This window comes from Brucella sp. RRSP16 (assembly GCF_052246815.1).
Classification (GTDB): Bacteria; Pseudomonadota; Alphaproteobacteria; order Rhizobiales; family Rhizobiaceae; genus Brucella; species Brucella intermedia.
Map to the genome: position 1 here is coordinate 96,037 of NZ_JBQQAM010000013.1, position 23,015 is coordinate 119,051.

Consider the following 23,015-nt stretch of genomic DNA (forward strand, 5'->3'; position numbering starts at 1 on the left):
ATATGGGCCGCATTTTCTATTTCATTAGTTAATACGGGAAAGGTAATTTTACAGGCCCAGGCCAATAACCCGGTTGTGCACAGCCGGTCATCTGGAATGGTTACCAGCCCGTGACCTTTATCAGCCGGATTTGATATAGAATCCCGCAATTGGGAATTTCTCAAAAAATAGAGCTATAATCACTTGCAATATGGATCGATTCTCCGTATGTGACCCCCTGTCGGCGACGCCAGAGCGTCACGCAGCCGACACAAAGGTACGCGGTCGTAGCTCAGTTGGTTAGAGCGCAGGATTGTGGCTCCTGAGGTCGTTGGTTCAACTCCAACCGACCGTACCATTAATTTCAAGCCATTCAGCGTGAATTATGCAACAATATCAACCGCTTATGCGGGAATTTTGATGCTAGTTTGATTTCTAACGTACCGTTTTGTGCTACATAGTGTGCAACAAAATGCGATACAAAGCGTGCCATTGCGTGTTATTATTCCTTCATGGCTGGCTATCGCATTAAATCAGACCCTCATCGTTATTTGAAAGATCGCGACGGCGTTTATCAGTACGTTCGCCGTGTTCCCAAGTCTGTGGCAGACAAGGATAGTCGCGCTCCTATCGTCCGCATAAGCCTAAAAACCACCGATCTCGCTCGGGCGATGACAAAGCGAAACGATTACGAAGCGGCCGATGACGCGTTGTGGGCAATGCTAGTGGCAGGCGCTGACGGCGATAAAGCTCGGGCCCTCTATGATGCCGCCATCAAGCGAGCAGAAGCCATCGGAATTTCATATGTGCCAGCCGATAGGCTGCTTGCGATGCCAGATGACGCTCTAGCGGCCCGACTAAACCTAGTAACTGGCAATCCAGTAGAAGACGCAGCCGCAGTGGGCGCCGCGAGCATCCCGTCAGTGTCTGTGACGCAAGCCCTGAAAATCTACTTTGATGAAATCACTCCCGACGAATTGACGGGTAAGAGCGAAATTCAGAAAAAGCGGTGGCGCGCACACAAGCAGCGGGCGATCGACCATTTTGTGAAGATCGTTTCAGATAAGGCTATTGCGGAGATTACGCGCGAGGACGCGCAGAAATTCTATAAGGTCTGGCTACAAATGATAACGAAGCCAGCCAAAGGGAAGCAGCCGATATCGGCCAGCATGGGCAACCGCATGATGGGCGGGATGCGAGTTCTTTTTGCTGAGTATTTCAAGCACATGGGAGATAGGGATCGGCCAAACCCTTTCCGCGATTTGAGCTTTGCAGAGAAGGTCGAAAAGTCGAGGCCCCCGATCCCGACCACAATAATCCGGGAGAAGTTCCTAACCTATGGACCACTCGCCAGTCTAAATGATGAAGCTCGCGGCATCGTCCTAGCGATGATTGAAACGGGCTGTCGACCAAGTGAACTTTGCAACATTACGGCCGAGCACATATTCTTGGCCGACAGGGTTCCGCATATCCTGATTGCGCCTCGAAAAGACGCTGCAGATCCGCGTGAGATTAAAACCGCTTCGTCTGTTCGCAAGCTGCCGTTGGTCGGCATAGCGCATGAGGTTTTTAGGAAGCATAGGAATGGCTTTCCTCGTTACAAAAACAAGGAAGACACGCTGTCGGCGACGCTGAATAAATATTTCAAGGACAACGAGCTGTTCCCAAAAGGCGCGGGCTATACCGTTTATTCGCTTCGCCATTCATTCGAGGACCGCATGAAAGAGGCGGGCCTGGACGATGAACTGCGCCGAATGTTGATGGGGCATACAGTTGACCGCCCACGATATGGTACGGGCGGTTCTTTGGAATGGCGAAAAGAGCAAATGGAAAAGTTCACGCTGCCGTTCGACGTAGCCGTGATTTAATACGATCGCGAATATTATCGTTTGCAGTCAGACTGCGCTGCATTCGTTCCACGCGCTCATAAAGTGGCAGGAGATTCTGTTCTGTTTCCGGAAAGCAGGCAATGACACCGGCTATGGCGTCCAACCATCGTTCGGTGTCAGCAAAGGTGTATGACGCCATTACTTGCTGCTTTCTGCCGGGCCGGCACGGCTTGCCTTATCCGCGGCTTCCTGCGCCTCTCGAACCGATTTCGAAACATCCTCGTCAGATGCGGTGCCGCCCTCGTAGCTGCCTTGCGCACGCTCTCCGATGTGAATGTGCGGAATCTGCTGGTAGGCGAGGTATATGGCGACGAGCGCCGCGATGACGATAAATACCCGCTTGTAGTCTCGCGCTGACATCCTCACTCCCTTTCCCGCAGTGCGGCGCGGTGGCTTTCCGTGCTATCACCTTCGCATTCTCTATACGCTTTCTGCGCCGCCTTCACGGCGTGTTCACCCACCACCATCACACCGCCCTCCGCTGCCGGCGGCGGTTGTCATTGGCTGGATTGCGACGCTGGCCTGGAGCGCCATAGCGGAACCGAACGCCAGTAATGCGCGCCAGTTCGAAAGCGGTGTTGCGCAGCGTCTCAGCCTCGGAGTGATAGCCAAGCGCGCGTACGGCCTTTGAGATCGATAGGACTTGCGCAGCAGTCGTGCCTTGTAGCTGGAACTCAGCGGCAGTCAGGATGGGTGCCATAGCGGCGTGCGTCGTCGATACATGTCTGTGCATGTTATTCTCCTCGTGTTTGGTGGGTGCAAAAAGCCGTGGCGCAAAAACGCGCAAGGGCTGTCATTCTTGGAGATTCGGGGGCTTAAGCGCCCCGTCGCTATCTGTGTGCTGTGACCGTCTCGCCCATCCGATAGGACTTGAAGGTAAGCCAGTCTGTCAGGCCGCGTCCGCCGTTGCACTCGGAGCAGGCGGCAGCCAGATTGTCTAACTGGTCTGTGCCGCCTTCACATTTGCGTCGAAGGTGCTCGAGCGTTGCGCGATGCGGCGGATTTGTTCGTCCCGGCGTGTGGTGCAGGATTTCGATCTGTCGATCACAGTAGCAGCATGAACCGCCCTGTAATGAGACCAGCCTTTGTAAGGTCCGCTTTCGTTGTGCCGGCGTCATGCAGCCACTCCCAACCCAACGCCGCATACAGCAACACAAAAGGCCACAACGACGGTCATTTCGACCGCTTCGCGTGCCGCATAGCGCTGCCACGGCTGCGGGCGGCCATGTTTCCTAGCCTTGTAGTCAGGGCGGCGCATAGGCTCGACATTGCCGGCCTTGGGTGCGTCGGTTTCCGTTTCGAATTCTTCGTCGGCGAGCATTTCCAGGAGCGCGCGGTTCATGCTGCTGCCCTCCGGTTTGCCGCCGGTACGTTGTCGTTAGCGACAGGCTCCAGGCAATAATACCCGTGATTGCCCGCGCCCCGATGGTTCATCGGGATCGTCCAGCCATAGGAAGGCAGGCGCTTGCGAAGATGGCTGATTTGCACTCGCACTGTATTGTGCGCGTTGTCCGGTCCGCCGTTCGGATCGAGAGCATAGACGTTGTCGACGAGGTCGTTGATGTAAATACGGCGCGGATAAATCGCTGCCAGCGCGTCGACGATGTTTTTCTGTCCGCGTGGGAGAGGCGCGGCTTCGAGCTCGGTGGTGGGGTTCCGCTCCATTTTAAGCAGCCTCCGCCAACTCTAGGGGCCCTACAACGGCGCCGCTCGTCTGGAAAACTTCGAACGTCTCGCCGGGACACAGGGCCGCGTGGCGCGTCGCCTCGGCTAAGGCCTGTTCAAACGAGCCGTGCTCGTATGGCATGGTGGTGAAGATTCCAACCCGGCCAGTCTTCTTGCCGCGGCGGAATACAAAGAATCCGCCGCCGATGATTTCATTCGGGCGAGGCTTGGGGCTTCTTCTTCTCTTGGTAGGTTCCATAATTGCAGTCTCCTCGTGTTTTGATCGGTGGCCAGCAGATCGGCGTCGGTCGCTTCTTCGTGCTGTTGAGAAGAATATGCGATATTCAAATAAATGGGTCAAGTGATAAAAATGCGAAAATCAAATAAATCTTGTTGCGGGCAATTTTGAATAGCCCATAATAGCGTCACGCCACGCAATGGTGCGGGCGCTATATGAGGAGAGCCGGAAGATGGATAATCTGCACGATAGATATGTTTGGGTGCGACACAGGGTTTTGCGCACTGAATATCACAAGGGCCGCCGAATCGACGTGATTGCTGAAGGCTACGACTGGAAGGGGTTGGCACAATCCCTTGCAGTCGCCCTTATTTGTATCCTGATAATGCTTTATGTGTTCAATAAAGTTGGCTTCATCGGGTCATCGATTTGTGACTCGCACACTTCTGTAGGCCAGAAAATATTCTTCGCCACCCCGGCCAGCCCAGCTAGCGCTATGACTATCCCAATCCATAATAGTAGCTGGGCAGGGAAGGTTGGTACGCGAAGAATTTGATAGTGCGTCCAATCGGGGTGCGGGGAATCTGAGAATTTCCGAATATGCGACCATTCCCCTACACCAGCGATGGCCACCCCAGCACCAAAAAGCGCAAAAGCATCATTACCTAACGCCATGGCCGAGGCACAGATGATCGCCCCTACTGTGCAGGCCGCTTTATAATAAGTATCAACTTGTAACCCCGTAATGCCGCTCATTGTTGCCCTCGCCCCTTGAAAAGCTCATTCTACTAGTTGCGTCCATAAGGGCAAGAATTAACGCACAAACTTGCGCCAAACCCTTCGAGAAATACGGCTGTAGAACATCCGCGCCCAATCTACTGGCACGTCAACGATATCCGGAGCGTTATAGCTGGTTAGGGTATAGAGGCCGTCTTCTGACCCTCGTCGAATTGTTTTGATTAAAAGTCGACCGTCTGAAACCTGCACGATGCAAGTTTCCCCAAGCGCGTCTTCCGGTAATACAGTTTCGCCAGAGTAGGCGACCAGATCCCCATCCTCGAAGATGGGGAACATACTGTCACCACGGACAATGGCCCCAACGGTACCTGGTGGTAGCGGATATTCGATATTCAATGAATATAAAGGGTCGCCATCGTCGATCGGGTGGACTGCAGCGCCAGCGCCTACATACCCCAATACGTTCAATGACGCGTTTTCTCCGGGCAGCGGGTATCCCGTCACCTGAGATATAAGTGTCGATTCATCGCTGGATAGCTTGCGAGTTCCGCGCTTAACATTGCTGATCTTGTCTTGGCTAAGCCCGATTTTGTCAGCCAATTCGACCTGCGTCATGTGCGCGAACTTGCGCGCCCTTTCCATCCAGTCTGACCAGTCAATTTTCTTCATATGGCCTTTTCGCATAATCCACCAGAAAAATCATTTGCGATTATCAAATAATTTTTGTTGACTTGTTTATGTGTTTATCGCATATTCCAGTCATCAACCGCCCAAAGAAGAGCGGGACACAAAAAAAGGAGAATGAGTTGCACAAAGAGAAGCCGGAGCTTCCGCGACCGGACAGATAGTACCAACCCAAGGCTGACCGACCAGAAAACACGAGGAGAATGACGATGGACACCAGACCAGCAGACAATGACAACCGCCCGCCGTAGGACAATAGGGACGCTGCTAGCCTGAGATGGCTAGTGGCGCGCGACGCATGCTTATTAGCAGGCGTCGGTGGGGATTGAGCTGGTTTGTAATGCCAGCCTAGAAATCGAAGGCCAGTTGTCCCGGCCACGACCGCCAATGAGCACACACATGCTCAAGACGGCCAAATCGCAGACGCACATAAGCACGAACTGCGACCAACTTAGGTTTCAGCATAAGCCAATACCTCCACGCTCTGACGGTTAAAGCCGCCTCTCAGCGAACGCAGTAACGCGCCGCTTGCCCTACATGAGAACAGCCGAAGCTGCAGAGTGGCTATTTGCTCCCCACCGACGTCTACACATAAGCATGCTGAAAATTGAAACACAGCCATGAGGAGAATGACATGCAGATTGTACAGGCCAGAGGCCGAGAAATCCCTGTAACGACCCGCAGCAAGAGATACACGCCAGAACGGGCTCGTGCGGAAGCGCTGTTTCATAAACCTGCAGCGGTTGCCAAACCGCGTATTCTTGAAGATGCGCCTAAGGTAGCTGCAACACGTCTCGTTACGGTTGAAGAAACCGAACACGACAAGGTGTTCCGTCTGGTACGTGAAGGAAAGTTTGAAGACGCTGCCCGCCTTGCTGCTCGCCTGATCAACGTGGGGCAGGTAACTGGTTTCTTCATCTATGGCAAATCGCCAGAATTCACCAAGGCATCGGAATGGCATCAGCGCCTTGTTCGCGATGGCGATGCTCGCGCCAATGTGCATATCATTTCGCCAGAACGAGCGCAGATCCTACTCATGCACAACATCGGCAACCGCCGCGTTAATGCCGCCAACCTTGCCGCTATTATGCGAGATATCGCAACCCATCGCTTTGATCTAAACGGTGAGTCAATCGTTGTATGTCAGGACGGCACGGTGAACGATGGTCAGCATCGCACTTTCGGCGTCTTGCTGACTGGCCAGCCAATTGAATCGGTCGTCTAGTACGGCGTCACCAAGGAATCGATGCGCACCGTTAATATCGGTCGCAAGCGCACCGGCGTTGATCGGTTGAATATCGCAAGCATTCCTAACGCTGTGCATATGTCCGCTATCTCAAACCTTGCGTTCGAGATGTACAATGGTCGCGCGGCTACACCTGCAGAAGCGCAGGACTATTATTTCGAGAACCAAGAGCACATCGTTCTTGCCAATTCCCTTATCGGAAATCCACAGAAGGGACTTGGGTCTGCTGCACCAGGTGTCGCCGCGCTCCACCTTCTTTCTTTGGGCGCTAATGAAGATGATATCCGTCATTTCTTCACGGCCTTCCGCACTGGTGAGATGCTTAAGCGTCGTAACCCAATTTATACGCTTCGCGAGGCTTTGCGCGAAAAGACAGTCAAGTGGACACGCCAGCAGTGGACACGTGGGATCGTGCATCACTTCCTGATCTGGCGCGCAGGCCGATCCCTGGCCGTTGCCACATCCCCCGCAACTTTGCCTGAGGTGATCTGACTATGGAACGTCGGCGGTTATTCATTGACGACATATTTATCGGCAATCGCCATCGTAATGCCGATGGCGCCAAAGTTGCAGAGATTGCGAAGAGCATTGCCGAAGTCGGACTAATGAACCGCCGGCGGTCTGCATCCGTGACGAAATCGTCATGGATGACGGAGAGTTATGCGATGGGGTGGCGGTTTTGATTTATGGCCGCCACCGCTTGGCGGCACTCAAAATGAACGGCGATGAATATGTAGAATGCGTTGTTCATGATGTTGACGATCTTCATGCCGAGCTCATGGAGATCGACGAGAACCTAGCCCGTTCGGAACTGTCTCCGGCAGAGGAAGCGGCGCATATCGCGCGGCGTAAGGTAATCTGGGATGAGATGAATAAAGCCAATTCGAGTGTACGGAATGCGGACGATCGAATTGGATATAAAAACCCGCCGAAAAAAGAAAAACGGTTCGCGACGTCAACCTCTGAAATTACTGGCAATAGTCGAACTCAGATTTATCAAAAAATATCTCGCGCCGAAAAACTCGGCCATGACATTCAACGCATCGTTGGCACTAGCCTAGACAAGGGCGTCGAAATGGACGCGCTAATTGGCCTGCCTGACGACGAACGCGAAAACCTTATCAGCCGAGCAGAGCGGGGCGAAAAGGTCAGCGCACGCCCAGCGCCGGAGCCCAAGCCAATAACCGCCGATAAGGCACTTGAGATTATTGCCGAGGGCGCCGCAAAAGCAGTGGCATCAAACAAAGACAGAAAGCGTCAAGCGTTCTGGGATGCATGGGCCGCGCTAGACGAAACTGATCGGCAGGAATTCGCCGCGATTATCTGGTCGCAGTATAAGACGGCCAACTAAAAAGCAGGCTGTTATGGGTCGGCACCACCCGTTACCCCAGCCTGCCCGTACGTCGCGGTTAACACGAGGAGGGCCGAAGCCGCTTCTACGCCGCGATTTCCTTCGCAGGTACCACCCCGCGCGACCAGACAGATGCCGTTAGACACGGCACTTGTCAACAGTCACCAAACCACACTCGAGGAGACATGCAGCATTCATCAAGGCACGAACTGCAGGCAACTGCCGCCGCGCACCGTAAAAATGGCGCGTCGTTCGGGAAGATTGCGGAATTGATGGGCATTACCAGAGGCCACGCCTGGTCGCTGCTTTCGGAAAGATCGCCCACGCTACCGGCGCCAGAGCCAACAGAGAAGACCGTTGTGCGGCGCACAACTTTTAACGGCGGTTATTCGGGAGGATGCATGGACATTTATGTCTCACTGCCCCGCATAACCATTCTGGACGGGCCGTTTACGGGCACAGTCCATTAGCCTTTTGAGGCAGCACAATAGCCGAAAGGCAGGCCGACCGCGAGGATGACGGGGCCGACGACTAACCTCCCGACGAGGAGGCCATCTTGAAAACGAAATATACACGAACGGGCGAGCGGGACATGACAAACCGCAAGCCTTACCGGACGGCTGCGCAAAAAGCAAAGGCGCGCGCGAACGCCGTGCTTCGGAATGGGACGCACGTTTCCAACGCGCCAGTCACTTACCGCCGCGCATCGAAAAGAGGTGCCGCATGACCTGCGAATGCGGTGAATGCTGGGATTTGCCCGGCGAGATAGTCGTCCACAAACTGTGGAAATGGAAGGGCATCATCATTGAGGAGCGCGACAGCTTTCGCTGGCTGACCGTGCGCTTCATGATCCCCGGCACCGGCCTTGTGCAACTTGAAGTCTCGCGCTTCGAAGTCGAGCCAGATTTTGAAGAGGACGACGGCGGTGTCGAGGCTGACAAGCCTGAAGATGACAACGTCATTCCGGTTGATTTCACCAAAAAAGAGAAACTGACGAAAAACACCAAGACGAGGGGAGTAGCGTGATGACCTCCACCACGTACAGCCACACGCGCAACTATGCGCCCAAAGACTACGCGGACGGCGACACCTTATATGAGCCGGAAACCACGCTCGGCCTTGGTGACCGCTTTCTCTGGGGCTTGGCAGTCGTTGCTGTGCTCGCCTTGACGGTCGGCTTCTACGCATGGGTGCTGGCATGATTTCCTTCGCCACAAAAGCCACGGCTGACATGCCGTTCATCGATCCCGGGCGCAAGCCCGGTGTCGGACGCATCGGGCAGTCCTTGGCGCTTGCAGCGTTCGCGCTGGCAATCGCCACGACAATTGCGGCCTTCCTGTTCTGGAACCTGCTGCTGCCGTTCTACGGGCTGCTTTATCTGTGGGGCGCGCACTGATGCCCCTCAGACCGCCACGCGACAACTGCGCAGCCGACCTCACAAGCCCGCCGGCATGGCTCGTAGGCTGGCTCATACTTGCGGCCGTCATCGCCGCAATCACCGTTACCCACCACACCTACTGAACACGAGGAGACCTATGGCTCTATCTCTTTCAAGCCTCAAGTCGACCAAGAGAAACGATCCGCCTGTGATACTTCTCTACGGTGTCGATGGCATCGGCAAAACGTCGCTCGCGGCAGAATTTCCAGATCCGATCTATCTCGCAACCGAAGGTGAGCGCCCGCCGTCCGACATCGAAATGGCAACGCCAGGCACAATTGAATCCTTCGACGATCTGCTGAACGTCATCGGCGAACTGCTGACCGAAGAGCACGACCGGCGCACCGTGATTATCGACAGCCTCGACGGGCTGGAACCACTTGTCTGGCGTGCGACATGCGCGCGCTTGGGCGTGGCGAGTATTGAAGAACCTGGGTTCGGCCGCGGGTATGTTGAGGCCGACACCGAATGGAATGAGCTGATGGCCGCCGTGTCGGCTCTGGCGAGGGCTGGAATATACGTGGTGATGCTCGCGCACCCGGAGATTGTCCGCTTTGACAGCCCTATCACAGATCCATACTCGAGATATTCGGTCAAACTACATAAAAGAGCAAACGCACTGGTTCGCGAAAAAGTCGATATCGTTGCGTTCTTGAACTACCGCGTTTCGATCAAAGAAAAAGAGGTCGCCCGTCAAACGAAGGTTGCTCATGCCGAAGGTGGCAAAGAGCGACAGATACACCTGAACGAAGGTGCGGGGTTCGTTGCGAAGAACCGGTTCAGCATGCCGGATACCGTTTCCTACAAAAAAGGACAGGGTTTCGATGACTTGGCGCGATACTGGTCTCTAGCCAATGACAATGGCCGGCAGGAGACTGCATAAAAAATGGGCGAACGCGAGGCGCAGGTGAAAACCTGCACAGCATGCCGAGAGGTGAAGCCCGTCATTGCATTCAACCGCAACAAAAGCCGCAAGGACGGGCGCAGCAGCATCTGCAAGGTATGCAAGCGCAAAACTGACGCCGAGTATAGGGCTAGGAATCCCAATAAGAACAAAGAAGACTACGCAAAGCGGATCGCAGAAAACCCAAACTATTGGGCGGAATGGTACGCATCCAACCGAGAAGATGCACTGGCCAGAGTGTCCAAGTGGCAAAAAGAAAACCCAGAGAAGCGTAGGGAAATAAATAGGAAATTCCACGAAGACAATCCAGGTTACGGAAAAGAATGGGAGAGACGAAACCCAGATAAGGTGATCGCAAAAAGGGCAAGGGCGTATGCCAAGAAGAAAAATTCGCCAGAGTGGAAAGTCGCAAATACCATCAAGGTTGGAATATACAAAAGCCTGAAAGACCAAAAGGCCGGTCGGAAATGGGAATCTCTAGTTGGGTATACCGTCGATGAACTTATAGCTCATCTTGAGAAGTGTTTTCTGCCCGGAATGTCTTGGGGCAACTATGGAAACGATGGCTGGCACATAGACCACGTCATCCCGCGATCGGTCTTTAACTATGAAAAACCAGAAGACATCGACTTCCAGAAATGCTGGGCTCTGTCCAATCTGAGGCCCTTGTGGGCAGCGGACAATATCAGGAAGGGCGCCCAACTTGATGCGCCATTCCAGCCGTCGTTGGCGATACCAGCCAACGACAACACCAATCCTATGAAGATAGGAAAAACCTAATGGAAAAAGCCCTAGCTGGCCTTGTAGCAATCGCAGCCATCCTCTTCTTCGCACCGCTCATCGGCGTTCTCGGTGGCGCGTTCGTCGGCTGGGTTGTAGGCCTGTTTTTCGCAGAAACAATCCACGCCTTCCTTGCCGCGGTTGGCATCAACGCGGCGGGCCTTGCGATGTGGCAGATCGGCGCTTCGCTTGGTTTCATCGGCGGGTTCTTTCGCCCGGCCATTCATCGGGCGAAGGCGTAGGCCTCGCCGCTACCACACCACCAACTACACGAGGAATATATAGATGGCAAAACTAGCCAGCAGATTTGATGCGACTGCTCACGATACGGAGCAACGCGACTACGAAGAGCTGCCGAACGGCGACTATGAACTGGAAATCGAGGCGTCGGAGGTCAAGGAAGGCGCAAACGGTACCGGCCTCAAGACAACGATGACGGTTCTTCGCCCTGAGGAATACAAGGGCCGCAAGGTCTTCAATTTCTACAATCTGGAACACAAGAACGCGCAGGCGCAAGAGATCGGACAGCGTCAGTTCGCGAGCCTTTGCCGAGCGATCGGCGTCTCGGAAGTCGAGGATTCCGAAGAACTGCACTTCAAGGCGTTTACGGCAAAGATTGGTCTCGGAAAGCCTTCCAAGGACGGCCAATACCCGGCTCGCGCCGAGATCAAGAAGTACTACTTCCCCGATGAGGGCAACGTCCCCCAGCCTTCGATCGACGCCAACCAGCCCGTAGCGCAGGCCCGCCCGGCCAATGACAACCGACCGGCTGCGGCAAACAGCAATAAGCCGGCGCCAACGGCTGCTGCGGCAGGCAAGAAGCGACCTTGGGGCTAAGCTAAACAACAGGCGCGGTTGCCAGCCGCGCCTTCTACCACCGAACACGAGGAGACTTTGATGAGAGTCAGCATTGACCGCTCACAGCTCGCGCACGCCTTGGCAACTGTCAACCGTGCCATCGAAAGCCGCAACACGATTCCTATTCTTGCCAACGTGCTCTTGGCAGTCGAGGACGGCAAGCTGCGCCTGACCGGTACCGATCTGGACGTGGAGATTACGACCAGTTTACCGGTGCTCGACTGCCAACCGGGCAGCATAACCGTTCCCGGCAAGATGCTTGCGGATATCGCAAAGCGCGCGACTGGCGACATTACCCTTGAGCTCGACGCAGCTAGCGCTGGAGGCCGCCTTGCCGTCGCTTCGGGTCGCAGCCGTTACAAGCTCGATGTCTTGCCCGCAGAGGACTTCCCGTCCTTTAGTGCTGGGAAGTTCGACACGACGCTCGAGCTGGATCTGGCCGCGCTTGTGGCGCCGTGTGTGCACTGCATTTCGACGGACGAGACCCGTTATTACCTGGCTGGCGTTTATCTGCATGCCGTCGAAGAGCGCTTGGTGGCTGTCGCAACCGATGGGCACCGGCTGATGCGCAATGTCGGCCCCACCGGCGACTTGGACTACGGCGTGATCCTGCCGCGCAAGCTGGTCGGGTTGCTGCCGAAGGGCGCTGTTACGGTTGAACTCTCCCAGAACAAAGTGCGCGTCACGTCTGGCTCGACGGTTATCACTTCCAAGCTGATCGATGGCACGTTCCCCGACTATGTGCGCGTTATTCCAACCGGCAATAGCAACGTGCTTACCGTCGACCGGCAGGCGCTTGTGAAGGCGGTCGAACGTGTCGCTGCTGTTGCGGACGACAAATCGCGGGCCGTGAAATTCGCCGTCGGCGATGTGCTGCGACTGATGCTGGTTGACAAGGCTAGCGATGAAGTTGAGGCGACGTTCGAAGGCGAGCCTTTGGAAATCGGCTTTAACGCCCGGTACGTCAACGACATGCTTGGCGCGTTGGATGAAGCAAACGTGCGCTTTGCTCTCGGCGATGCAGGCTCGCCTGCCGTCGTCAAAGGCGAGGGCGAGTGGACTGGCGTGCTGATGCCTCTGAGGGTTTAAGAATGGCTCCCCTCCCAAAAGCTGAATCCAGTACCGTCCGCGCCATCTACGCAGCTTACGAGGCCCAGGCTAAGTCCTGGGACCCGTGGGGTATCAGTGTGGGTGAGGCCGGCACCGAATGCGATCGCGCCTTGTGGTACGGCTTCCGCTGGGTCTCAGCGCATGAGGTTCATTCGGGTCGCCAGCTTCGACTGTTCGCCACCGGCAATATCGAGGAAGACCGCCTCGTTGCCGACCTCGAACGCATCGGCGTTGATGTCTATGGACAACAGGACAAAATCAGGCTGGTTTCTGGGTTTGTCCGTGGCAAGTGCGACGGCAAGGCAATGGGCGTACCCGAAGCGCCGAAGACCGAACACCTGCTGGAATTCAAGTCGAGCAACGAGAAGGGCATCAAGGAACTTCAGAAGCACGGCTGCCAGAAAGCTAAGCCACTTCACTACGCCCAGTGCCAGCTCGGGATGCAGGCTTTCGGCCTGACGCGCTGCCTGTATCTGGCGTCGTGCAAGAACACCGACACGCTTTATGCCGAGCGCATCGAATACGACGTTGAATTCTGCCTTCGACTGCTGGCACGCTGCGAACGCATCGTATTTTCGGACGAGCCGGCCAGCCGTATCAGCGAAGATCCGGAGTTCTTCGGCTGCGTGTTCTGCAAGCACCATGGAGTCTGCCACGAAGGCGTCCAGCCGCGCGTGAACTGCCGCACCTGCCTTCATGTCCAGCCCGAGCATGGCGGTGATTGCCACTTGTCATGCGCACGCTGGAACAAGCCATTGTCGATCGACGAGCAGCGCGACGGCTGCCCGGCACACCTCTATCTGCCGGGGCTAATAAACGGCGAGCAGATCGATGCGGACGAGGTTGCGGAGACCGTTACGTACCGGTTGGCGACGGGTGAGATTTGGGTGGATGGGGTGAAGGGAGATTAATCCGGATCGATGGGTTCGAATTGGGCAGAGACATTCGCGGTATGAAGATGTCTCTCGCCGTCAAGTTTGTACTGAATTCTTACGCCAACGACGAACCCGAATGGGTCCTGATTTGATGCATAACTGACGTTAAATATTGATGTCGAAACGGATGGTAATTCGGAATTGAACCGGCCAGATAAACGCAGCGGAACATCGAAAGAGTATTCAGTCTTATCTAAGACGATCGAATCATAGAGCGCGTTTAACAGGTCTCGAGTGTTGTCAGTGTCGCGATGAATAACAGCGCCGCGTGGGTACTCTAATCTTAAAGAGTGGAGGAATAGGGGTAGTCTATTATGGTTTACGATCTCAATCGCCAGCCTATTTCTATAGTCTTTCTTGTTGTCCGGTAGTTGATAGGCCCCGAATGAGGGCGGAACATCGCCGAGGACCGCATCAGCCTGTCGCTTGGCCTGTTTCGCAGCCCACCACGCAAATGAAGCAGCGATGATCGCACCAGTGGCAGACACAAGAGCAATCCATTCACTTATTTGAAGTTCAGGGATCAATTTATGCTCCATCTAAGAGACTATCAACGCGCCGCGGTTGACGGCCTTTACGACTACTGGCGCGAACAACCCGGCTCGCCTCTTATCGTGCTTCCGACGGGCGGCGGCAAGAGCCTCGTGCTGGGTACGATCTGCAAGGAGCTGATTGAAGGCTGGCCCGACATGCGTGTGCTCGTGGTGACTCATGTTCGCGAGCTTATTCTCTCGAACTATCAGGAGCTTTTGAACATCTGGCCGTTCGCGCCAGCAGGCATTTTTTCGGCTGGCGTAGGCCGGCGGGATGCGAAGGCGCAGATCGTTTTCGGCGGCGTGCAGACCATCGCAAACAAAGCCGACCAGATCGGGCATATCGACGTCGTTCTGGTCGATGAAGCCCACCTGATGCCCAGAAATTCGGAAACGCAATACGGCAAATTGATTGAAGGCCTGCGCGCCATCAACCCAGACCTGAAGCTGGTCGGCCTCACGGCCACGCCTTATCGCTTGGGCGAGGGGCTTTTGACGGAAGGTGACGGCGCGCTTTTCGACGACATCTGCTTTGAAAAGCCGATTGGCGAGATGATCGAGGAAGGCTATCTCTGCCGTCCTATTTCAAAGGGCATGGCGACTGCCTTCGACCTGTCCGGCGTTGGCAAGCAGGGCGGGGACTACAAGCAGAACGCTCTGCAGGCGGCTATCGATAAAGACGATATCACGGCTTCCGTGGTCGATGAGATCGTCACGTATGGCACTGCGTCGGGTGCGGAGCGCAAGGCATGGCTGTGCTTTTGCAGTGGCGTCGAACATGCCCGGCATATGCGGGATGAAATTCGCAGCCGGGGATTTAGCTGTGAGACGGTGACCGGCGACACCCCAACCGGTGAGCGCGACCGGATTCTGGCTGACTTCAAGGCTGGCAAGATCCGCGCTCTGACAAACAACTCGGTGCTTACGACCGGCACGAACCTGCCGATCATCGATCTGGTCGCGTTTTGTCGCCCGACTTTATCAGCGGGCCTTTATGTCCAGATGGCGGGGCGCGGTCTGCGGCTTTATCCCGGCAAGGAGAACTGCCTCTTTTTGGATTTCGCGGGTGTTGTTCGCAAGCACGGCCCGATCGATGCTGTCACGCCGCCCGGTATGAAAAAAGGCGACGGGGAAGCGCCGGTTAAGCAATGTCCGCAAGAGCCTGACGATCGTGGTTTAGTAGGCTGCGGCTCGCTGATCCATGCCTCGCTGCATACCTGTCCTGACTGCGGATATGAATTCCCGGTCGACGAAACGCCGAAGATATCTGCGCAGGCCGAAGACGTGCCGATGTTGTCGAAGGACAACGCCAGCACCCGCCAGGTGGAGCGCCGCACATTTGCATACCACGAAGGCAAGGGCGGCAAGCAGGACAGCGTGAAGGTGTCTTATTGGGTTGGTATGTCGCCAATCAACGAATGGCTCGGCCCAGCCCATACCGGCTTCTTTAAGTCAAAGTCTGACAGGTGGTGGCGAAAGCATGGCGGTCAGGCACCGTTCCCGAAAACCGTGCTGGAATTCATGGAGCGCCAGAACGAATTGCTGCCGACAGCCGAGATCGTCGTGAAACCCAACGGGAAATACTGGGAAGTGGTCGACGCTATTGCGGGCACTGCGAATGACAACGAGCCAGAGGCTAGCAACGACAACGTGCCTACGGCAAACTATGGCCGAGTATCTGCCGGGCTGGCTGACGTAATGGATGACGATATTCCGTTCTAGAGAGTTCCGCATCGCATGTTGGGGCGGGGGCTCTGGTTCATGCGATGCGGATGCATTCCAGAGAAGGTTTGCGGCACCAGGATATGGACATATTAGCGAATGGTGAAATAACAGAATGTAACGGTTGCCAACATTGGGCACCGCAACTGCATGAAATAGAAAAGCCCGCTTCGCGATTGGGAGGAGGAGCGAAGCGGGCCGATCTGAAAAGCGCGGTTGGGAGGAGGAGTACCGCGCTTAGGGTCCGGTTTTTGGGAGGAGGAGTAAAACCGGACGAGGCGTAAATAGGCGGCCCACTCACGCGTTGCAAGGGGCGAATTCGCATAGCAGATATGCAGGAAAAAATAAAAACCGCCCGGCAGCGGACGGCGCGCGCCTGGGCGGTTTAACTCCCTCCCAAGAGTGGCGCGAATATACATAAACAACCGTCGCATGCAACAGTTAAATCCAAGTATTAATTACACTAAAACAGTAGGATTAAGTTTATCAAAATAAACCAATCCATTAACGGGATGCGCCGCGAAGCATGTTAACTTACCTACCGGACTAACCAACCAACCACCGAAACACGAGGAGCAACAATGCAGAACAAAGCCGACAACACGAAAGCACAGAATTACCTAGCTTATGATGTGACCGTGCTGGAACGGGAATTCGCCGACTTGGTTGCGGCATACCCAGAACTGGCCGAAGATGAGGAACTGCGCACCGACACAATCGAAGGCGAGACAGACGCCTATCGCGTGCTCGGCAAGATCGTAGCAATTGAGCGCGATGCCAACAGTATGGCGCTAGCTATTGGGGAGCGCACGAAGGAATTGGCTGCGCGAAAAGAACGATACACCAGACGCAAGGACGCCATGCGGGCCTTGTTGCTGCGCCTGTTGAAGGCTGCTGACCTGAACAAAGTTAGCCTGCCGGAAGCAACTGTGTCGGTCAGCAAAGGGCGCGCCGGGGTTGAGATTGTCGATGAATCCATGCTGCCGGATAACGTTGTGAAGCTGAAGCGTGAGCCCGACAAGACGGCGATAAAGACGGCGCTGGATGCTGGCGAAGATGTGCCGGGGGCAGTTCTGCGGGAAGGCCAGCCAAGCGTGACGGTGAGGGCGGCGTGATGGATCATACCATAGAAAAAATCGTCCGCCACTGGGGTTTTGGCGACGCGCCGAACGGATACATACCGCGCAAACTTGACGACATCATCAATGCGATGATTGAGGCACGCCTTGAAATCCCGCAAGAGTATTGGGGCGATGCGTATGTTGAAGTCGATGAATACGACTGCGCACCCAAATTCATCGTCGCATATAACCGCCCAGAAACGCCAGAAGAAACCGTAGCCCGTAAAGCCTCAGAACGCGAACATTGGGAGGGGCAAATAAAAGAGGCGCACAAACGGGTGGCCTATTGTGAGGCGCAATTGCGGGATATGGCATGACTGGAAAGCTAGACCCCGCGGATTATGTCCCGCGCATCAAACGCTTGCGGGAGCAAGGGGTGGGGCTGGACGAGGCAAGGAAACGAGTGGACCGCGAGCACCTTCTGAATGCCATCGATGAAGCACGCAACTTCTATGAACTGCGTGGGGTTATGCGCGCCTGCATGGAGAAGGTGTTGTGAGCAACTACGGCGACCAATTCATGCCGTGCCCTGAGTGCGGCGGAACGGCAGAAGCCGAATGCGTTGATGTAGGCGTCGGCCTTTACATCAACGATGAATACGAATGCCCGTGTGGCTGGAACTCATCGGCAGATGGCCGCGCCAACGTCGCCACCTATGACGACTGGTTTCCTGACCTGACGCGCCCGATTGCTGCCGCGCAGCAATGCGGCGGGGGCGCCAGTCTATAACCAACACCCCGCCAGGCCACCAACTGGCGGGTTACCACCACGAAACACGAGGAGATGAAAATGAATGAACCGCTACCAAGCTGGCCTTTCGGCTGCGTACTTGCGGACCCGCCATGGGCATTTAGAACCTACAGCAAAAAGAATGTCGCGCCGGCTAGAGGTCGCCAGCCTTACAGCGTGATGTCGCTTGACGATATCAAGGCGCTACCTGTCGAACAGGTATGCGCCCGCGACTGCTTGCTGTTCATGTGGACCGTTTCACACCTGCAGCGTGAAGCATTCGATGTGGCTGCATCGTGGGGCTTCCGTCCTGTCAGCGTGGCTTTTGTCTGGGACAAGGGCCGGATGGGCATGGGCTATTGGACGCGACAGGAAGTCGAAATCTGCCATCTGTTCAAACGAGGCAAGCCGCGCCGTCTTAATAAAGGCGTGCGTTCGTTGATCAAAGCGCCGCGCCGTGAGCATAGTCGCAAGCCTGACGAACAGTACGACCGCATTGAGCGGCTTGTTGACGGTCCGTACCTTGAGCTGTTCGCACGCCAAGCGTGGGCGGGATGGTCATCGTGGGGCAATGAGGCGGGCAAGTATGTGGCCGCAAACGACAATCAGGATTTGCTGGGGAGGGTGGCTTAATGGCTAAGCTTACAAGGGCACAGGCTCAAGCCCACTCTCAAGCAGTCGCCATCCTACGGCAAGAACGGCTGTCGGAAGACGATAAAGAATTTGTCTACAGGAACTGGAACGAAGGCGCGAACCACGTGAACGGCGCTGCAGGCGCTTTCTTCACACCATTCGACATGGCGTTTGATTTTGCAATAGATGCCGGTGGCGGTCGTATCATCGACCTCTGCGCCGGGATTGGAATGCTGTCTTACGCCATCTGGCAACGCAGCCGATTCAATGACAGCAGGCCGCAGATCACCTGCGTTGAGCGTAATGCCAATTATCTAGAGGTCGGGAAAAAGCTCCTGCCAGAGGCAGAATGGATTCATGCTGACGTGTTTGACGTTCTGGATATGGGACTGGGGCACTTCGACAGTGCGATTAGCAACCCTCCATTCGGAAATATCAAGCGGAGCAAGAATTCCCCGAGGTACAGCGGAAAGGACTTCGAATTCCACGTCATTGATATTGCGTCCCATCTGGCAGACTACGGCACGTTCATCGTTCCGCAAATGTCGGCTGGATTCAATTATTCCGGACGGCAGAGCTATGAGCGACAAACCAGTGGCAAGGCCGTTAAGTTTCAGGAGCAGACTGGCCTGCATTTCGATACAGGCTGCGGTGTCGATACCGCCTATTTCATCGATCAATGGAAAGGCGTCTCTCCAATGTGCGAGATCGTTTGCGTTGACTTTACAGAAGCGCGCCCTGTTGCCGCGAAAGCGCAACCGGCGAATGACAACCAGCCTCCCTTACAGGCCAGCCTATTCGGAGACGCCGCATGAGCCATCCCGAACAGTGCCACGTCTGCGCCCGACACGCCGTCGGCCTCGGCGTGCAAACTGACCGCGAGCCTATCCGCTGGCTGTGCAAGGAATGCGCCGACGTTGCCGAGCATATTCGGCATCGCCGGCGATTGGACCCTTACGAACTTAGCGCCCTTGATACGGGCGTCGAGGCGGTTGGTTCATACCTTCAAGAGCTTGGCAAAACCGACCTTAAGGAAATGGACGAACTGGAAGCGCGCATGCTTGTCAAAGCCGCGTGGGAAGGCTGCGGGCGGGGGATGCGGGAAGCGTTGACGGAGGCGCCGTTCTAAGTTCCGTTCGGCGGCTCGATCGATGGCATCTTCTTGAGTAACGTATCGTTGTATGTGGAGCCACCTTGGCCGTGATGAACTTTGCGATGGCAAGTAGGGCACAACGCAATCACGAATGCGGGATCATCAGGGCCGCCGTCGCTCACTCGACGGATATGATGAGGTTCCAGGTACGGTTGGCCGTTGATGCGCAGAAAGGGCGCTTGGCAGCCGCAACCCTCGCAATAACCGTTAGCCCGAGCAAGCACGTAATCTCTAACGTGTCGGCTTCGCTCATAGATGGTACGAGTTGACGCTTTGCCCTCGCGGCTTCCAGCTGCTTGTCGAGCAAGATCTCGCATAGCTGCTAAATCGACAGCGGGAACGGGCTGTTCATCGTCGACGGCTTCAACAATGTTCTCGAGGTTTCTAAGTTCGAAGATAATGGCTTTGCGCATATCATCGTTGCGATCAGGCGACTGTCCCCATCGCCAACTCTCGCAGATAAAGCTGCCCAGGAAGATAAGATCCTTGCCTTTCCCGAGGCTTTCAAAAAGGAGTAGATCCTTGCCCAACATAGCATGGTCGCGAATTGCTTTATTGCCGCGGACCATTTCCATGTCGCCGACTTGACCTTCACCATAATAGTCAAAACGTCCATCGGGCAGGTGTTGGTCTTCATAGCCGTAATGACTGCCAGCCTTGCCGGTGATGATAATTACAACGTTTTGGTTGGACGGAGTAACGATGCCACCCTGTTGCTGGCCAGCAAACTGACGATGAACGTCGTTTCGCCTGTTATAGTGTCTGCCAACGACAAAGCCCCAAGTCATGCTTACCCCCCCCGTTTAAAGTCAGGGTTAAGCACTACAAAAACAACCAGCGGTTTTCCAGTTTAAATCGCAGGAGCTTAGGCGGTCATCCCTACATCAGTCGGCCGTCTCGCAACTGTTGTTCGCGCTCATGTTCGACGCGATCGAGTATCGAAAAAGCTTGCTGGGCAACGTCTTCTGTTAACGCAATTTGTAACCGGCCTTTGAATGTTATCGGCCGCCGCGTGGACTTCGCAACAATGGACCACGTGCCATCACCGCTCTGAAGCATATCGTAGTCTTTACACATCTCTTTCCCTCCCGAGGTAATCATGCAGCAATCTGTATTACCGGATACCGACCCCATGCTCGACGTCGCTCTGTCTTACGCAGCGCGCAACTGGCCTGTATTTCCATGCCGTGCCGCCGATGAGGAATTCGTTGACGAGGACGGCCTTATCGAAATCGTCGCGACTAAAACTCCGCTGACCTCAAACGGGTTCCGCGGTGCGACGCTGAATGAGCGAATTGTTCGTGAACTCTGGCGCCGAAATCCCGGCGCGATGATCGGCGTGCCGACCGGTGCGCCTATTGGTGCGTGGGTGTTGGATATCGACCCGAAGCACGGCGGGCCAGATACGCTCGCGGCATTGGAAGCCGAGCACGGTGCATTGCCTGCCACGCTCACGGCTGAAACCACGAGCGGCGGCCGTCATTACTTCTTCAAACACAAGGCTGGCGTCCGCAATCGTGGCGCACTGGGCGCTGGCATCGATGTTCGTGGCGACGGTGGGTACGTCATTGCCGCTGGCAGTGTGCCTGCTGTCGGCCAGCCTTACCGCTGGCTGGTCGATATGGAGCCCGTCGATGCGCCGGACTGGCTGCTGGAGCTTGTCCTGCCGCGGTCATACGACAGTTACACGGTGGCGCCGTCGGTCTCGGGCACGATCAACGACCGGTACGTCGAGCGTGCGGTACAATCCGAGCTCGACGACCTCGCCATGGAGCCCATGGCAACCGCAACAATCGTCTGAACGACGCTGCATTCCGCCTGGGAACGTTCGTCGGTGCTGGGGCGTTGGCGGAATCCGAAGCGCGGGCCTTGCTACAGGACGTGGCGCGCGGCTGGGGCAGGGACTTCCCGCGTTGCTGCAAGACGATCGACAACGGCCTGAAGGCCGGCAAGATGCATCCGCGTCAGGCTCCGGAAGCCGTCAATGACAATACCAAGCTCGTGGATATCACGCGCATGCTCGATAACGCCCGGGCGAAGGTGGAGGGCGGAGAGGTCAACCCCGAAGAACTGGTGACGACCGTCCAGATTGATCCAGAGAAGTTGCCGCCCATCGAAGAAGAACCCACCGAGCAGCCCATCCTCGCAGCCACGCCGTTCCAGTGGAAAGACCCGTCGACGCTGCCACGCCGCGAGTTTGCTTTCGGTCGGCACTTCATCCGCAAGTACGTCTCGGTGACGGTTGCGCCCGGCGGGCTTGGCAAAACAGCGAATAGCATCGTGGAAGCGCTGGCAATGGCTTCGGGCAAAGCCTTGAACGGCGTCAAGCCGCCCCGCCGTCTTAAGGTCTGGCTGTTCAATGTCGAAGATCCGCGCGACGAGTTGGAGCGGCGCATCATGGCGGCGTGCATCCACTTCAATCTCAAGCCTGAAGATATTGATGAACACCTGTTCCTCGACAGCGGCCGAGAGCAGGAACTGGTCGTTGCTATCGACGACAAGAAGGGAGTCAAAATCCAAGAGCCGATCGTCGAGGCTGTTGCCGAAACCATCCTTGCCAATGGCATTGACGTGATGATCGTCGATCCATTTGTGTCGACGCACCAGGTCAATGAAAACGACAACGGCGCAATCGACAAGGTCGCGAAGCTCTGGGCGCAGATCGCGGATTACACGAACTGCTCCATCGACATCGTGCACCACCTACGCAAGGTCAGCGATCGCGAGGCTACCGTCGAAGATGCTCGCGGCGCGGTGGCGCTGATCGGCGCAGCGCGTTCAGTGCGCGTGCTTAACCGCATGTCAGAAGCGCAAGCCAATGAGGCGGGCATTCCCGGTATGGAACGGTTCGGCTACTTCTCGATCGCCTATGGCAAGTCGAACCTTACACCGCTGTCACACCGGTTGGACTGGCGGCATATCGAAAGCGTGGCGCTTGGTAACGGGCGCGGCCTGACCCAGCCCCAGGACCACGCTCCGGTCGTGACGGAATGGCATTGGCCGTCCAGCGAGGAAGTTGCCGAAGGGCTGACTGATGACCAGAAAGACGCAATCCGTGGCGCAGTGAACGGCGGCATGTACAAGCAGGCGCCGCAGGCCAAAGACTGGGTTGGACATGCGGTGGCATATGCGCTGGGGCTGGATATCGACGACGAGGTGCAGAAGAAGCGTGCGGGCCTTATTACCAAGGCACTCTTCAAGGAAGGTTTCCTGGCGAAGGTCGAGGAGCGGGATCCAGTGCAGCGGAAAACGACGTCGTTTGTGCGGGCGGTTTGATTCAACTGATGCCAGTATAACTTTGCCGCTCGC

34 protein-coding genes and 1 tRNA gene are annotated in these 23,015 nt (G+C 55.8%); 25 read left to right on the forward strand and 10 right to left on the reverse strand.

Going from position 1 to position 23,015, the window contains the following annotated elements; translation table 11 throughout:
• The first annotated feature begins 260 nt into the window (after positions 1-260).
• Together ACS5UA_RS19050 and ACS5UA_RS19055 are read left to right on the forward strand one after the other, a co-directional pair.
• Positions 261-337, forward strand: a tRNA-His gene (locus ACS5UA_RS19050).
• A 154-nt stretch (positions 338-491) separates the two neighbouring features.
• A complete protein-coding gene (locus ACS5UA_RS19055) occupies positions 492-1,847 on the forward strand; it encodes a site-specific integrase (RefSeq protein ID WP_313709164.1) in 1,356 nt (451 codons plus the stop codon).
• A 159-nt stretch (positions 1,848-2,006) separates the two neighbouring features.
• Here ACS5UA_RS19055 and ACS5UA_RS19060 read toward each other — a convergent pair whose 3' ends face one another.
• From ACS5UA_RS19060 to ACS5UA_RS19095, 8 genes are all read right to left on the reverse strand, one after another.
• Positions 2,007-2,228 carry a hypothetical protein gene (locus tag ACS5UA_RS19060; protein WP_006471939.1) on the reverse strand — a complete coding sequence of 74 codons (222 nt, stop codon included), beginning with the start codon at positions 2,226-2,228 and terminating at the stop codon, positions 2,007-2,009.
• A gap of 106 nt (positions 2,229-2,334) precedes the next feature.
• Positions 2,335-2,601, reverse strand: coding sequence for a hypothetical protein (locus ACS5UA_RS19065; RefSeq protein WP_006471940.1), 267 nt, complete (start codon positions 2,599-2,601; stop codon positions 2,335-2,337).
• A 97-nt stretch (positions 2,602-2,698) separates the two neighbouring features.
• Positions 2,699-3,013 (reverse strand): HNH endonuclease, encoded by a 315-nt coding sequence (locus tag ACS5UA_RS19070; protein WP_368649775.1) that lies wholly within the window; start codon positions 3,011-3,013, stop codon positions 2,699-2,701.
• Entirely contained in the window at positions 2,983-3,210 is a 228-nt protein-coding gene (locus tag ACS5UA_RS19075; RefSeq protein WP_266063849.1) for a hypothetical protein, read from the reverse strand. Before ACS5UA_RS19075 ends, ACS5UA_RS19070 begins: the two co-directional genes overlap by 31 nt.
• Entirely contained in the window at positions 3,207-3,533 is a 327-nt protein-coding gene (locus ACS5UA_RS19080) for a hypothetical protein (RefSeq protein WP_368649776.1), read from the reverse strand. Before ACS5UA_RS19080 ends, ACS5UA_RS19075 begins: the two co-directional genes overlap by 4 nt.
• A 1-nt stretch (position 3,534) precedes the next feature.
• The gene (locus ACS5UA_RS19085; protein WP_368649777.1) at positions 3,535-3,792 is read right to left on the reverse strand and encodes a hypothetical protein; all 258 of its coding nucleotides are present in this window, start codon (positions 3,790-3,792) and stop codon (positions 3,535-3,537) included.
• A gap of 369 nt (positions 3,793-4,161) precedes the next feature.
• Entirely contained in the window at positions 4,162-4,527 is a 366-nt protein-coding gene (locus ACS5UA_RS19090) for a hypothetical protein (RefSeq protein WP_368649778.1), read from the reverse strand.
• 57 nt (positions 4,528-4,584) lie between these two features.
• On the reverse strand, positions 4,585-5,178 hold the full coding sequence (locus tag ACS5UA_RS19095) for a LexA family transcriptional regulator (protein WP_368649779.1): 594 nt from the start codon (positions 5,176-5,178) through the stop codon (positions 4,585-4,587).
• Between the two features lie 649 nt (positions 5,179-5,827).
• Between ACS5UA_RS19095 and ACS5UA_RS19100 the strand changes: the two genes are divergently transcribed.
• The 13 genes from ACS5UA_RS19100 (at position 5,828) to ACS5UA_RS19160 (ending at position 13,791) form a co-directional block, all read left to right on the forward strand.
• Positions 5,828-6,418: a hypothetical protein gene (locus tag ACS5UA_RS19100; RefSeq protein ID WP_443101636.1), complete on the forward strand. Its 591-nt coding sequence runs from the start codon at positions 5,828-5,830 to the stop codon at positions 6,416-6,418.
• 21 nt (positions 6,419-6,439) lie between these two features.
• Positions 6,440-6,931 carry a hypothetical protein gene (locus ACS5UA_RS19105; RefSeq protein WP_443101637.1) on the forward strand — a complete coding sequence of 164 codons (492 nt, stop codon included), beginning with the start codon at positions 6,440-6,442 and terminating at the stop codon, positions 6,929-6,931.
• Between the two features lie 151 nt (positions 6,932-7,082).
• Entirely contained in the window at positions 7,083-7,790 is a 708-nt protein-coding gene (locus tag ACS5UA_RS19110; RefSeq protein WP_443101638.1) for a ParB/RepB/Spo0J family partition protein, read from the forward strand.
• A gap of 723 nt (positions 7,791-8,513) precedes the next feature.
• Complete coding sequence (locus tag ACS5UA_RS19115) at positions 8,514-8,816, forward strand: hypothetical protein (protein ID WP_368649782.1); 303 nt, start codon at positions 8,514-8,516, stop codon at positions 8,814-8,816.
• Positions 8,816-8,992, forward strand: a complete 177-nt coding sequence (locus tag ACS5UA_RS19120; protein WP_164874671.1) for a hypothetical protein — start codon at positions 8,816-8,818, stop codon at positions 8,990-8,992. Before ACS5UA_RS19115 ends, ACS5UA_RS19120 begins: the two co-directional genes overlap by 1 nt.
• Positions 8,989-9,186: a hypothetical protein gene (locus ACS5UA_RS19125; RefSeq protein ID WP_313012473.1), complete on the forward strand. Its 198-nt coding sequence runs from the start codon at positions 8,989-8,991 to the stop codon at positions 9,184-9,186. Before ACS5UA_RS19120 ends, ACS5UA_RS19125 begins: the two co-directional genes overlap by 4 nt.
• Positions 9,186-9,311, forward strand: coding sequence for a hypothetical protein (locus ACS5UA_RS19130; protein WP_318276565.1), 126 nt, complete (start codon positions 9,186-9,188; stop codon positions 9,309-9,311). Before ACS5UA_RS19125 ends, ACS5UA_RS19130 begins: the two co-directional genes overlap by 1 nt.
• Before the next feature lie 14 nt (positions 9,312-9,325).
• Positions 9,326-10,111, forward strand: a complete 786-nt coding sequence (locus tag ACS5UA_RS19135) for an ATP-binding protein (protein WP_109986309.1) — start codon at positions 9,326-9,328, stop codon at positions 10,109-10,111.
• 3 nt (positions 10,112-10,114) lie between these two features.
• Positions 10,115-10,912 carry a hypothetical protein gene (locus ACS5UA_RS19140; protein WP_368649783.1) on the forward strand — a complete coding sequence of 266 codons (798 nt, stop codon included), beginning with the start codon at positions 10,115-10,117 and terminating at the stop codon, positions 10,910-10,912.
• Entirely contained in the window at positions 10,912-11,154 is a 243-nt protein-coding gene (locus tag ACS5UA_RS19145) for a hypothetical protein (protein WP_021587370.1), read from the forward strand. Before ACS5UA_RS19140 ends, ACS5UA_RS19145 begins: the two co-directional genes overlap by 1 nt.
• A 43-nt stretch (positions 11,155-11,197) precedes the next feature.
• Positions 11,198-11,749 (forward strand): DUF669 domain-containing protein, encoded by a 552-nt coding sequence (locus ACS5UA_RS19150; protein ID WP_262077266.1) that lies wholly within the window; start codon positions 11,198-11,200, stop codon positions 11,747-11,749.
• 60 nt (positions 11,750-11,809) lie between these two features.
• Positions 11,810-12,859 carry a DNA polymerase III subunit beta gene (gene dnaN / locus ACS5UA_RS19155; protein ID WP_368649784.1) on the forward strand — a complete coding sequence of 350 codons (1,050 nt, stop codon included), beginning with the start codon at positions 11,810-11,812 and terminating at the stop codon, positions 12,857-12,859.
• A 2-nt stretch (positions 12,860-12,861) separates the two neighbouring features.
• Complete coding sequence (locus ACS5UA_RS19160; protein WP_350303229.1) at positions 12,862-13,791, forward strand: oxidoreductase; 930 nt, start codon at positions 12,862-12,864, stop codon at positions 13,789-13,791.
• On the opposite strand, the gene ACS5UA_RS19165 is transcribed toward ACS5UA_RS19160, so the two are convergent.
• Positions 13,788-14,342, reverse strand: a complete 555-nt coding sequence (locus tag ACS5UA_RS19165) for a hypothetical protein (RefSeq protein ID WP_350303230.1) — start codon at positions 14,340-14,342, stop codon at positions 13,788-13,790. The two genes, ACS5UA_RS19160 and ACS5UA_RS19165, sit on opposite strands and share 4 nt — an antisense overlap.
• A gap of 3 nt (positions 14,343-14,345) precedes the next feature.
• Between ACS5UA_RS19165 and ACS5UA_RS19170 the strand changes: the two genes are divergently transcribed.
• From ACS5UA_RS19170 to ACS5UA_RS19205, 8 genes are all read left to right on the forward strand, one after another.
• Positions 14,346-16,070: a DEAD/DEAH box helicase gene (locus ACS5UA_RS19170; protein WP_350303231.1), complete on the forward strand. Its 1,725-nt coding sequence runs from the start codon at positions 14,346-14,348 to the stop codon at positions 16,068-16,070.
• 581 nt (positions 16,071-16,651) lie between these two features.
• Entirely contained in the window at positions 16,652-17,185 is a 534-nt protein-coding gene (locus ACS5UA_RS19175) for a siphovirus Gp157 family protein (RefSeq protein ID WP_350303232.1), read from the forward strand.
• On the forward strand, positions 17,182-17,508 hold the full coding sequence (locus ACS5UA_RS19180; protein ID WP_350303233.1) for a hypothetical protein: 327 nt from the start codon (positions 17,182-17,184) through the stop codon (positions 17,506-17,508). The genes ACS5UA_RS19175 and ACS5UA_RS19180 overlap by 4 nt, the downstream gene beginning before the upstream one ends.
• Complete coding sequence (locus tag ACS5UA_RS19185; RefSeq protein ID WP_350303234.1) at positions 17,505-17,690, forward strand: hypothetical protein; 186 nt, start codon at positions 17,505-17,507, stop codon at positions 17,688-17,690. Before ACS5UA_RS19180 ends, ACS5UA_RS19185 begins: the two co-directional genes overlap by 4 nt.
• On the forward strand, positions 17,687-17,920 hold the full coding sequence (locus ACS5UA_RS19190) for a hypothetical protein (protein ID WP_350303235.1): 234 nt from the start codon (positions 17,687-17,689) through the stop codon (positions 17,918-17,920). Before ACS5UA_RS19185 ends, ACS5UA_RS19190 begins: the two co-directional genes overlap by 4 nt.
• Positions 17,921-17,980: 60 nt before the next feature.
• Positions 17,981-18,553, forward strand: coding sequence for an MT-A70 family methyltransferase (locus ACS5UA_RS19195; protein ID WP_350303236.1), 573 nt, complete (start codon positions 17,981-17,983; stop codon positions 18,551-18,553).
• Positions 18,553-19,368, forward strand: coding sequence for a methyltransferase (locus ACS5UA_RS19200; RefSeq protein WP_350303237.1), 816 nt, complete (start codon positions 18,553-18,555; stop codon positions 19,366-19,368). Before ACS5UA_RS19195 ends, ACS5UA_RS19200 begins: the two co-directional genes overlap by 1 nt.
• Positions 19,365-19,682 (forward strand): DUF6511 domain-containing protein, encoded by a 318-nt coding sequence (locus ACS5UA_RS19205; RefSeq protein WP_350303238.1) that lies wholly within the window; start codon positions 19,365-19,367, stop codon positions 19,680-19,682. Before ACS5UA_RS19200 ends, ACS5UA_RS19205 begins: the two co-directional genes overlap by 4 nt.
• Here the strand turns inward: ACS5UA_RS19205 and ACS5UA_RS19210 are convergent.
• Positions 19,679-20,494, reverse strand: a complete 816-nt coding sequence (locus tag ACS5UA_RS19210) for an HNH endonuclease (RefSeq protein ID WP_443101639.1) — start codon at positions 20,492-20,494, stop codon at positions 19,679-19,681. The two genes, ACS5UA_RS19205 and ACS5UA_RS19210, sit on opposite strands and share 4 nt — an antisense overlap.
• Before the next feature lie 311 nt (positions 20,495-20,805).
• Between ACS5UA_RS19210 and ACS5UA_RS19215 the strand changes: the two genes are divergently transcribed.
• Complete coding sequence (locus tag ACS5UA_RS19215; protein WP_443101640.1) at positions 20,806-21,507, forward strand: bifunctional DNA primase/polymerase; 702 nt, start codon at positions 20,806-20,808, stop codon at positions 21,505-21,507.
• Between the two features lie 44 nt (positions 21,508-21,551).
• Positions 21,552-22,982, forward strand: coding sequence for an AAA family ATPase (locus tag ACS5UA_RS19220; RefSeq protein ID WP_443101641.1), 1,431 nt, complete (start codon positions 21,552-21,554; stop codon positions 22,980-22,982).
• Positions 22,983-23,015: the final 33 nt, after the last annotated feature.

What these genes read in the sequence shown, in the direction of transcription:
- ACS5UA_RS19060 (WP_006471939.1), bottom strand. Translation starts at nt 2,228, where the DNA reads ATGTCAGCGCGAGACTACAAGCGGGTATTTATCGTCATCGCGGCGCTC.
- ACS5UA_RS19185 (WP_350303234.1), top strand. Translation starts at nt 17,505, where the DNA reads ATGACTGGAAAGCTAGACCCCGCGGATTATGTCCCGCGCATCAAACGC.
- ACS5UA_RS19205 (WP_350303238.1), top strand. Translation starts at nt 19,365, where the DNA reads ATGAGCCATCCCGAACAGTGCCACGTCTGCGCCCGACACGCCGTCGGC.
- ACS5UA_RS19175 (WP_350303232.1), top strand. Translation starts at nt 16,652, where the DNA reads ATGCAGAACAAAGCCGACAACACGAAAGCACAGAATTACCTAGCTTAT.
- ACS5UA_RS19215 (WP_443101640.1), top strand. Translation starts at nt 20,806, where the DNA reads ATGCAGCAATCTGTATTACCGGATACCGACCCCATGCTCGACGTCGCT.
- ACS5UA_RS19125 (WP_313012473.1), top strand. Translation starts at nt 8,989, where the DNA reads ATGATTTCCTTCGCCACAAAAGCCACGGCTGACATGCCGTTCATCGAT.
- ACS5UA_RS19150 (WP_262077266.1), top strand. Translation starts at nt 11,198, where the DNA reads ATGGCAAAACTAGCCAGCAGATTTGATGCGACTGCTCACGATACGGAG.
- ACS5UA_RS19140 (WP_368649783.1), top strand. Translation starts at nt 10,115, where the DNA reads ATGGGCGAACGCGAGGCGCAGGTGAAAACCTGCACAGCATGCCGAGAG.
- dnaN (WP_368649784.1), top strand. Translation starts at nt 11,810, where the DNA reads ATGAGAGTCAGCATTGACCGCTCACAGCTCGCGCACGCCTTGGCAACT.
- ACS5UA_RS19195 (WP_350303236.1), top strand. Translation starts at nt 17,981, where the DNA reads ATGAATGAACCGCTACCAAGCTGGCCTTTCGGCTGCGTACTTGCGGAC.
- ACS5UA_RS19075 (WP_266063849.1), bottom strand. Translation starts at nt 3,210, where the DNA reads ATGAACCGCGCGCTCCTGGAAATGCTCGCCGACGAAGAATTCGAAACG.
- ACS5UA_RS19070 (WP_368649775.1), bottom strand. Translation starts at nt 3,013, where the DNA reads ATGCGGCGTTGGGTTGGGAGTGGCTGCATGACGCCGGCACAACGAAAG.
- ACS5UA_RS19120 (WP_164874671.1), top strand. Translation starts at nt 8,816, where the DNA reads ATGACCTCCACCACGTACAGCCACACGCGCAACTATGCGCCCAAAGAC.
- ACS5UA_RS19085 (WP_368649777.1), bottom strand. Translation starts at nt 3,792, where the DNA reads ATGGAACCTACCAAGAGAAGAAGAAGCCCCAAGCCTCGCCCGAATGAA.
- ACS5UA_RS19145 (WP_021587370.1), top strand. Translation starts at nt 10,912, where the DNA reads ATGGAAAAAGCCCTAGCTGGCCTTGTAGCAATCGCAGCCATCCTCTTC.
- ACS5UA_RS19170 (WP_350303231.1), top strand. Translation starts at nt 14,346, where the DNA reads ATGCTCCATCTAAGAGACTATCAACGCGCCGCGGTTGACGGCCTTTAC.
- ACS5UA_RS19130 (WP_318276565.1), top strand. Translation starts at nt 9,186, where the DNA reads ATGCCCCTCAGACCGCCACGCGACAACTGCGCAGCCGACCTCACAAGC.
- ACS5UA_RS19115 (WP_368649782.1), top strand. Translation starts at nt 8,514, where the DNA reads ATGACCTGCGAATGCGGTGAATGCTGGGATTTGCCCGGCGAGATAGTC.
- ACS5UA_RS19210 (WP_443101639.1), bottom strand. Translation starts at nt 20,494, where the DNA reads ATGACTTGGGGCTTTGTCGTTGGCAGACACTATAACAGGCGAAACGAC.
- ACS5UA_RS19080 (WP_368649776.1), bottom strand. Translation starts at nt 3,533, where the DNA reads ATGGAGCGGAACCCCACCACCGAGCTCGAAGCCGCGCCTCTCCCACGC.
- ACS5UA_RS19160 (WP_350303229.1), top strand. Translation starts at nt 12,862, where the DNA reads ATGGCTCCCCTCCCAAAAGCTGAATCCAGTACCGTCCGCGCCATCTAC.
- ACS5UA_RS19100 (WP_443101636.1), top strand. Translation starts at nt 5,828, where the DNA reads ATGCAGATTGTACAGGCCAGAGGCCGAGAAATCCCTGTAACGACCCGC.
- ACS5UA_RS19095 (WP_368649779.1), bottom strand. Translation starts at nt 5,178, where the DNA reads ATGAAGAAAATTGACTGGTCAGACTGGATGGAAAGGGCGCGCAAGTTC.
- ACS5UA_RS19065 (WP_006471940.1), bottom strand. Translation starts at nt 2,601, where the DNA reads ATGCACAGACATGTATCGACGACGCACGCCGCTATGGCACCCATCCTG.
- ACS5UA_RS19110 (WP_443101638.1), top strand. Translation starts at nt 7,083, where the DNA reads ATGGATGACGGAGAGTTATGCGATGGGGTGGCGGTTTTGATTTATGGC.
- ACS5UA_RS19055 (WP_313709164.1), top strand. Translation starts at nt 492, where the DNA reads ATGGCTGGCTATCGCATTAAATCAGACCCTCATCGTTATTTGAAAGAT.
- ACS5UA_RS19200 (WP_350303237.1), top strand. Translation starts at nt 18,553, where the DNA reads ATGGCTAAGCTTACAAGGGCACAGGCTCAAGCCCACTCTCAAGCAGTC.
- ACS5UA_RS19090 (WP_368649778.1), bottom strand. Translation starts at nt 4,527, where the DNA reads ATGAGCGGCATTACGGGGTTACAAGTTGATACTTATTATAAAGCGGCC.
- ACS5UA_RS19105 (WP_443101637.1), top strand. Translation starts at nt 6,440, where the DNA reads ATGCGCACCGTTAATATCGGTCGCAAGCGCACCGGCGTTGATCGGTTG.
- ACS5UA_RS19135 (WP_109986309.1), top strand. Translation starts at nt 9,326, where the DNA reads ATGGCTCTATCTCTTTCAAGCCTCAAGTCGACCAAGAGAAACGATCCG.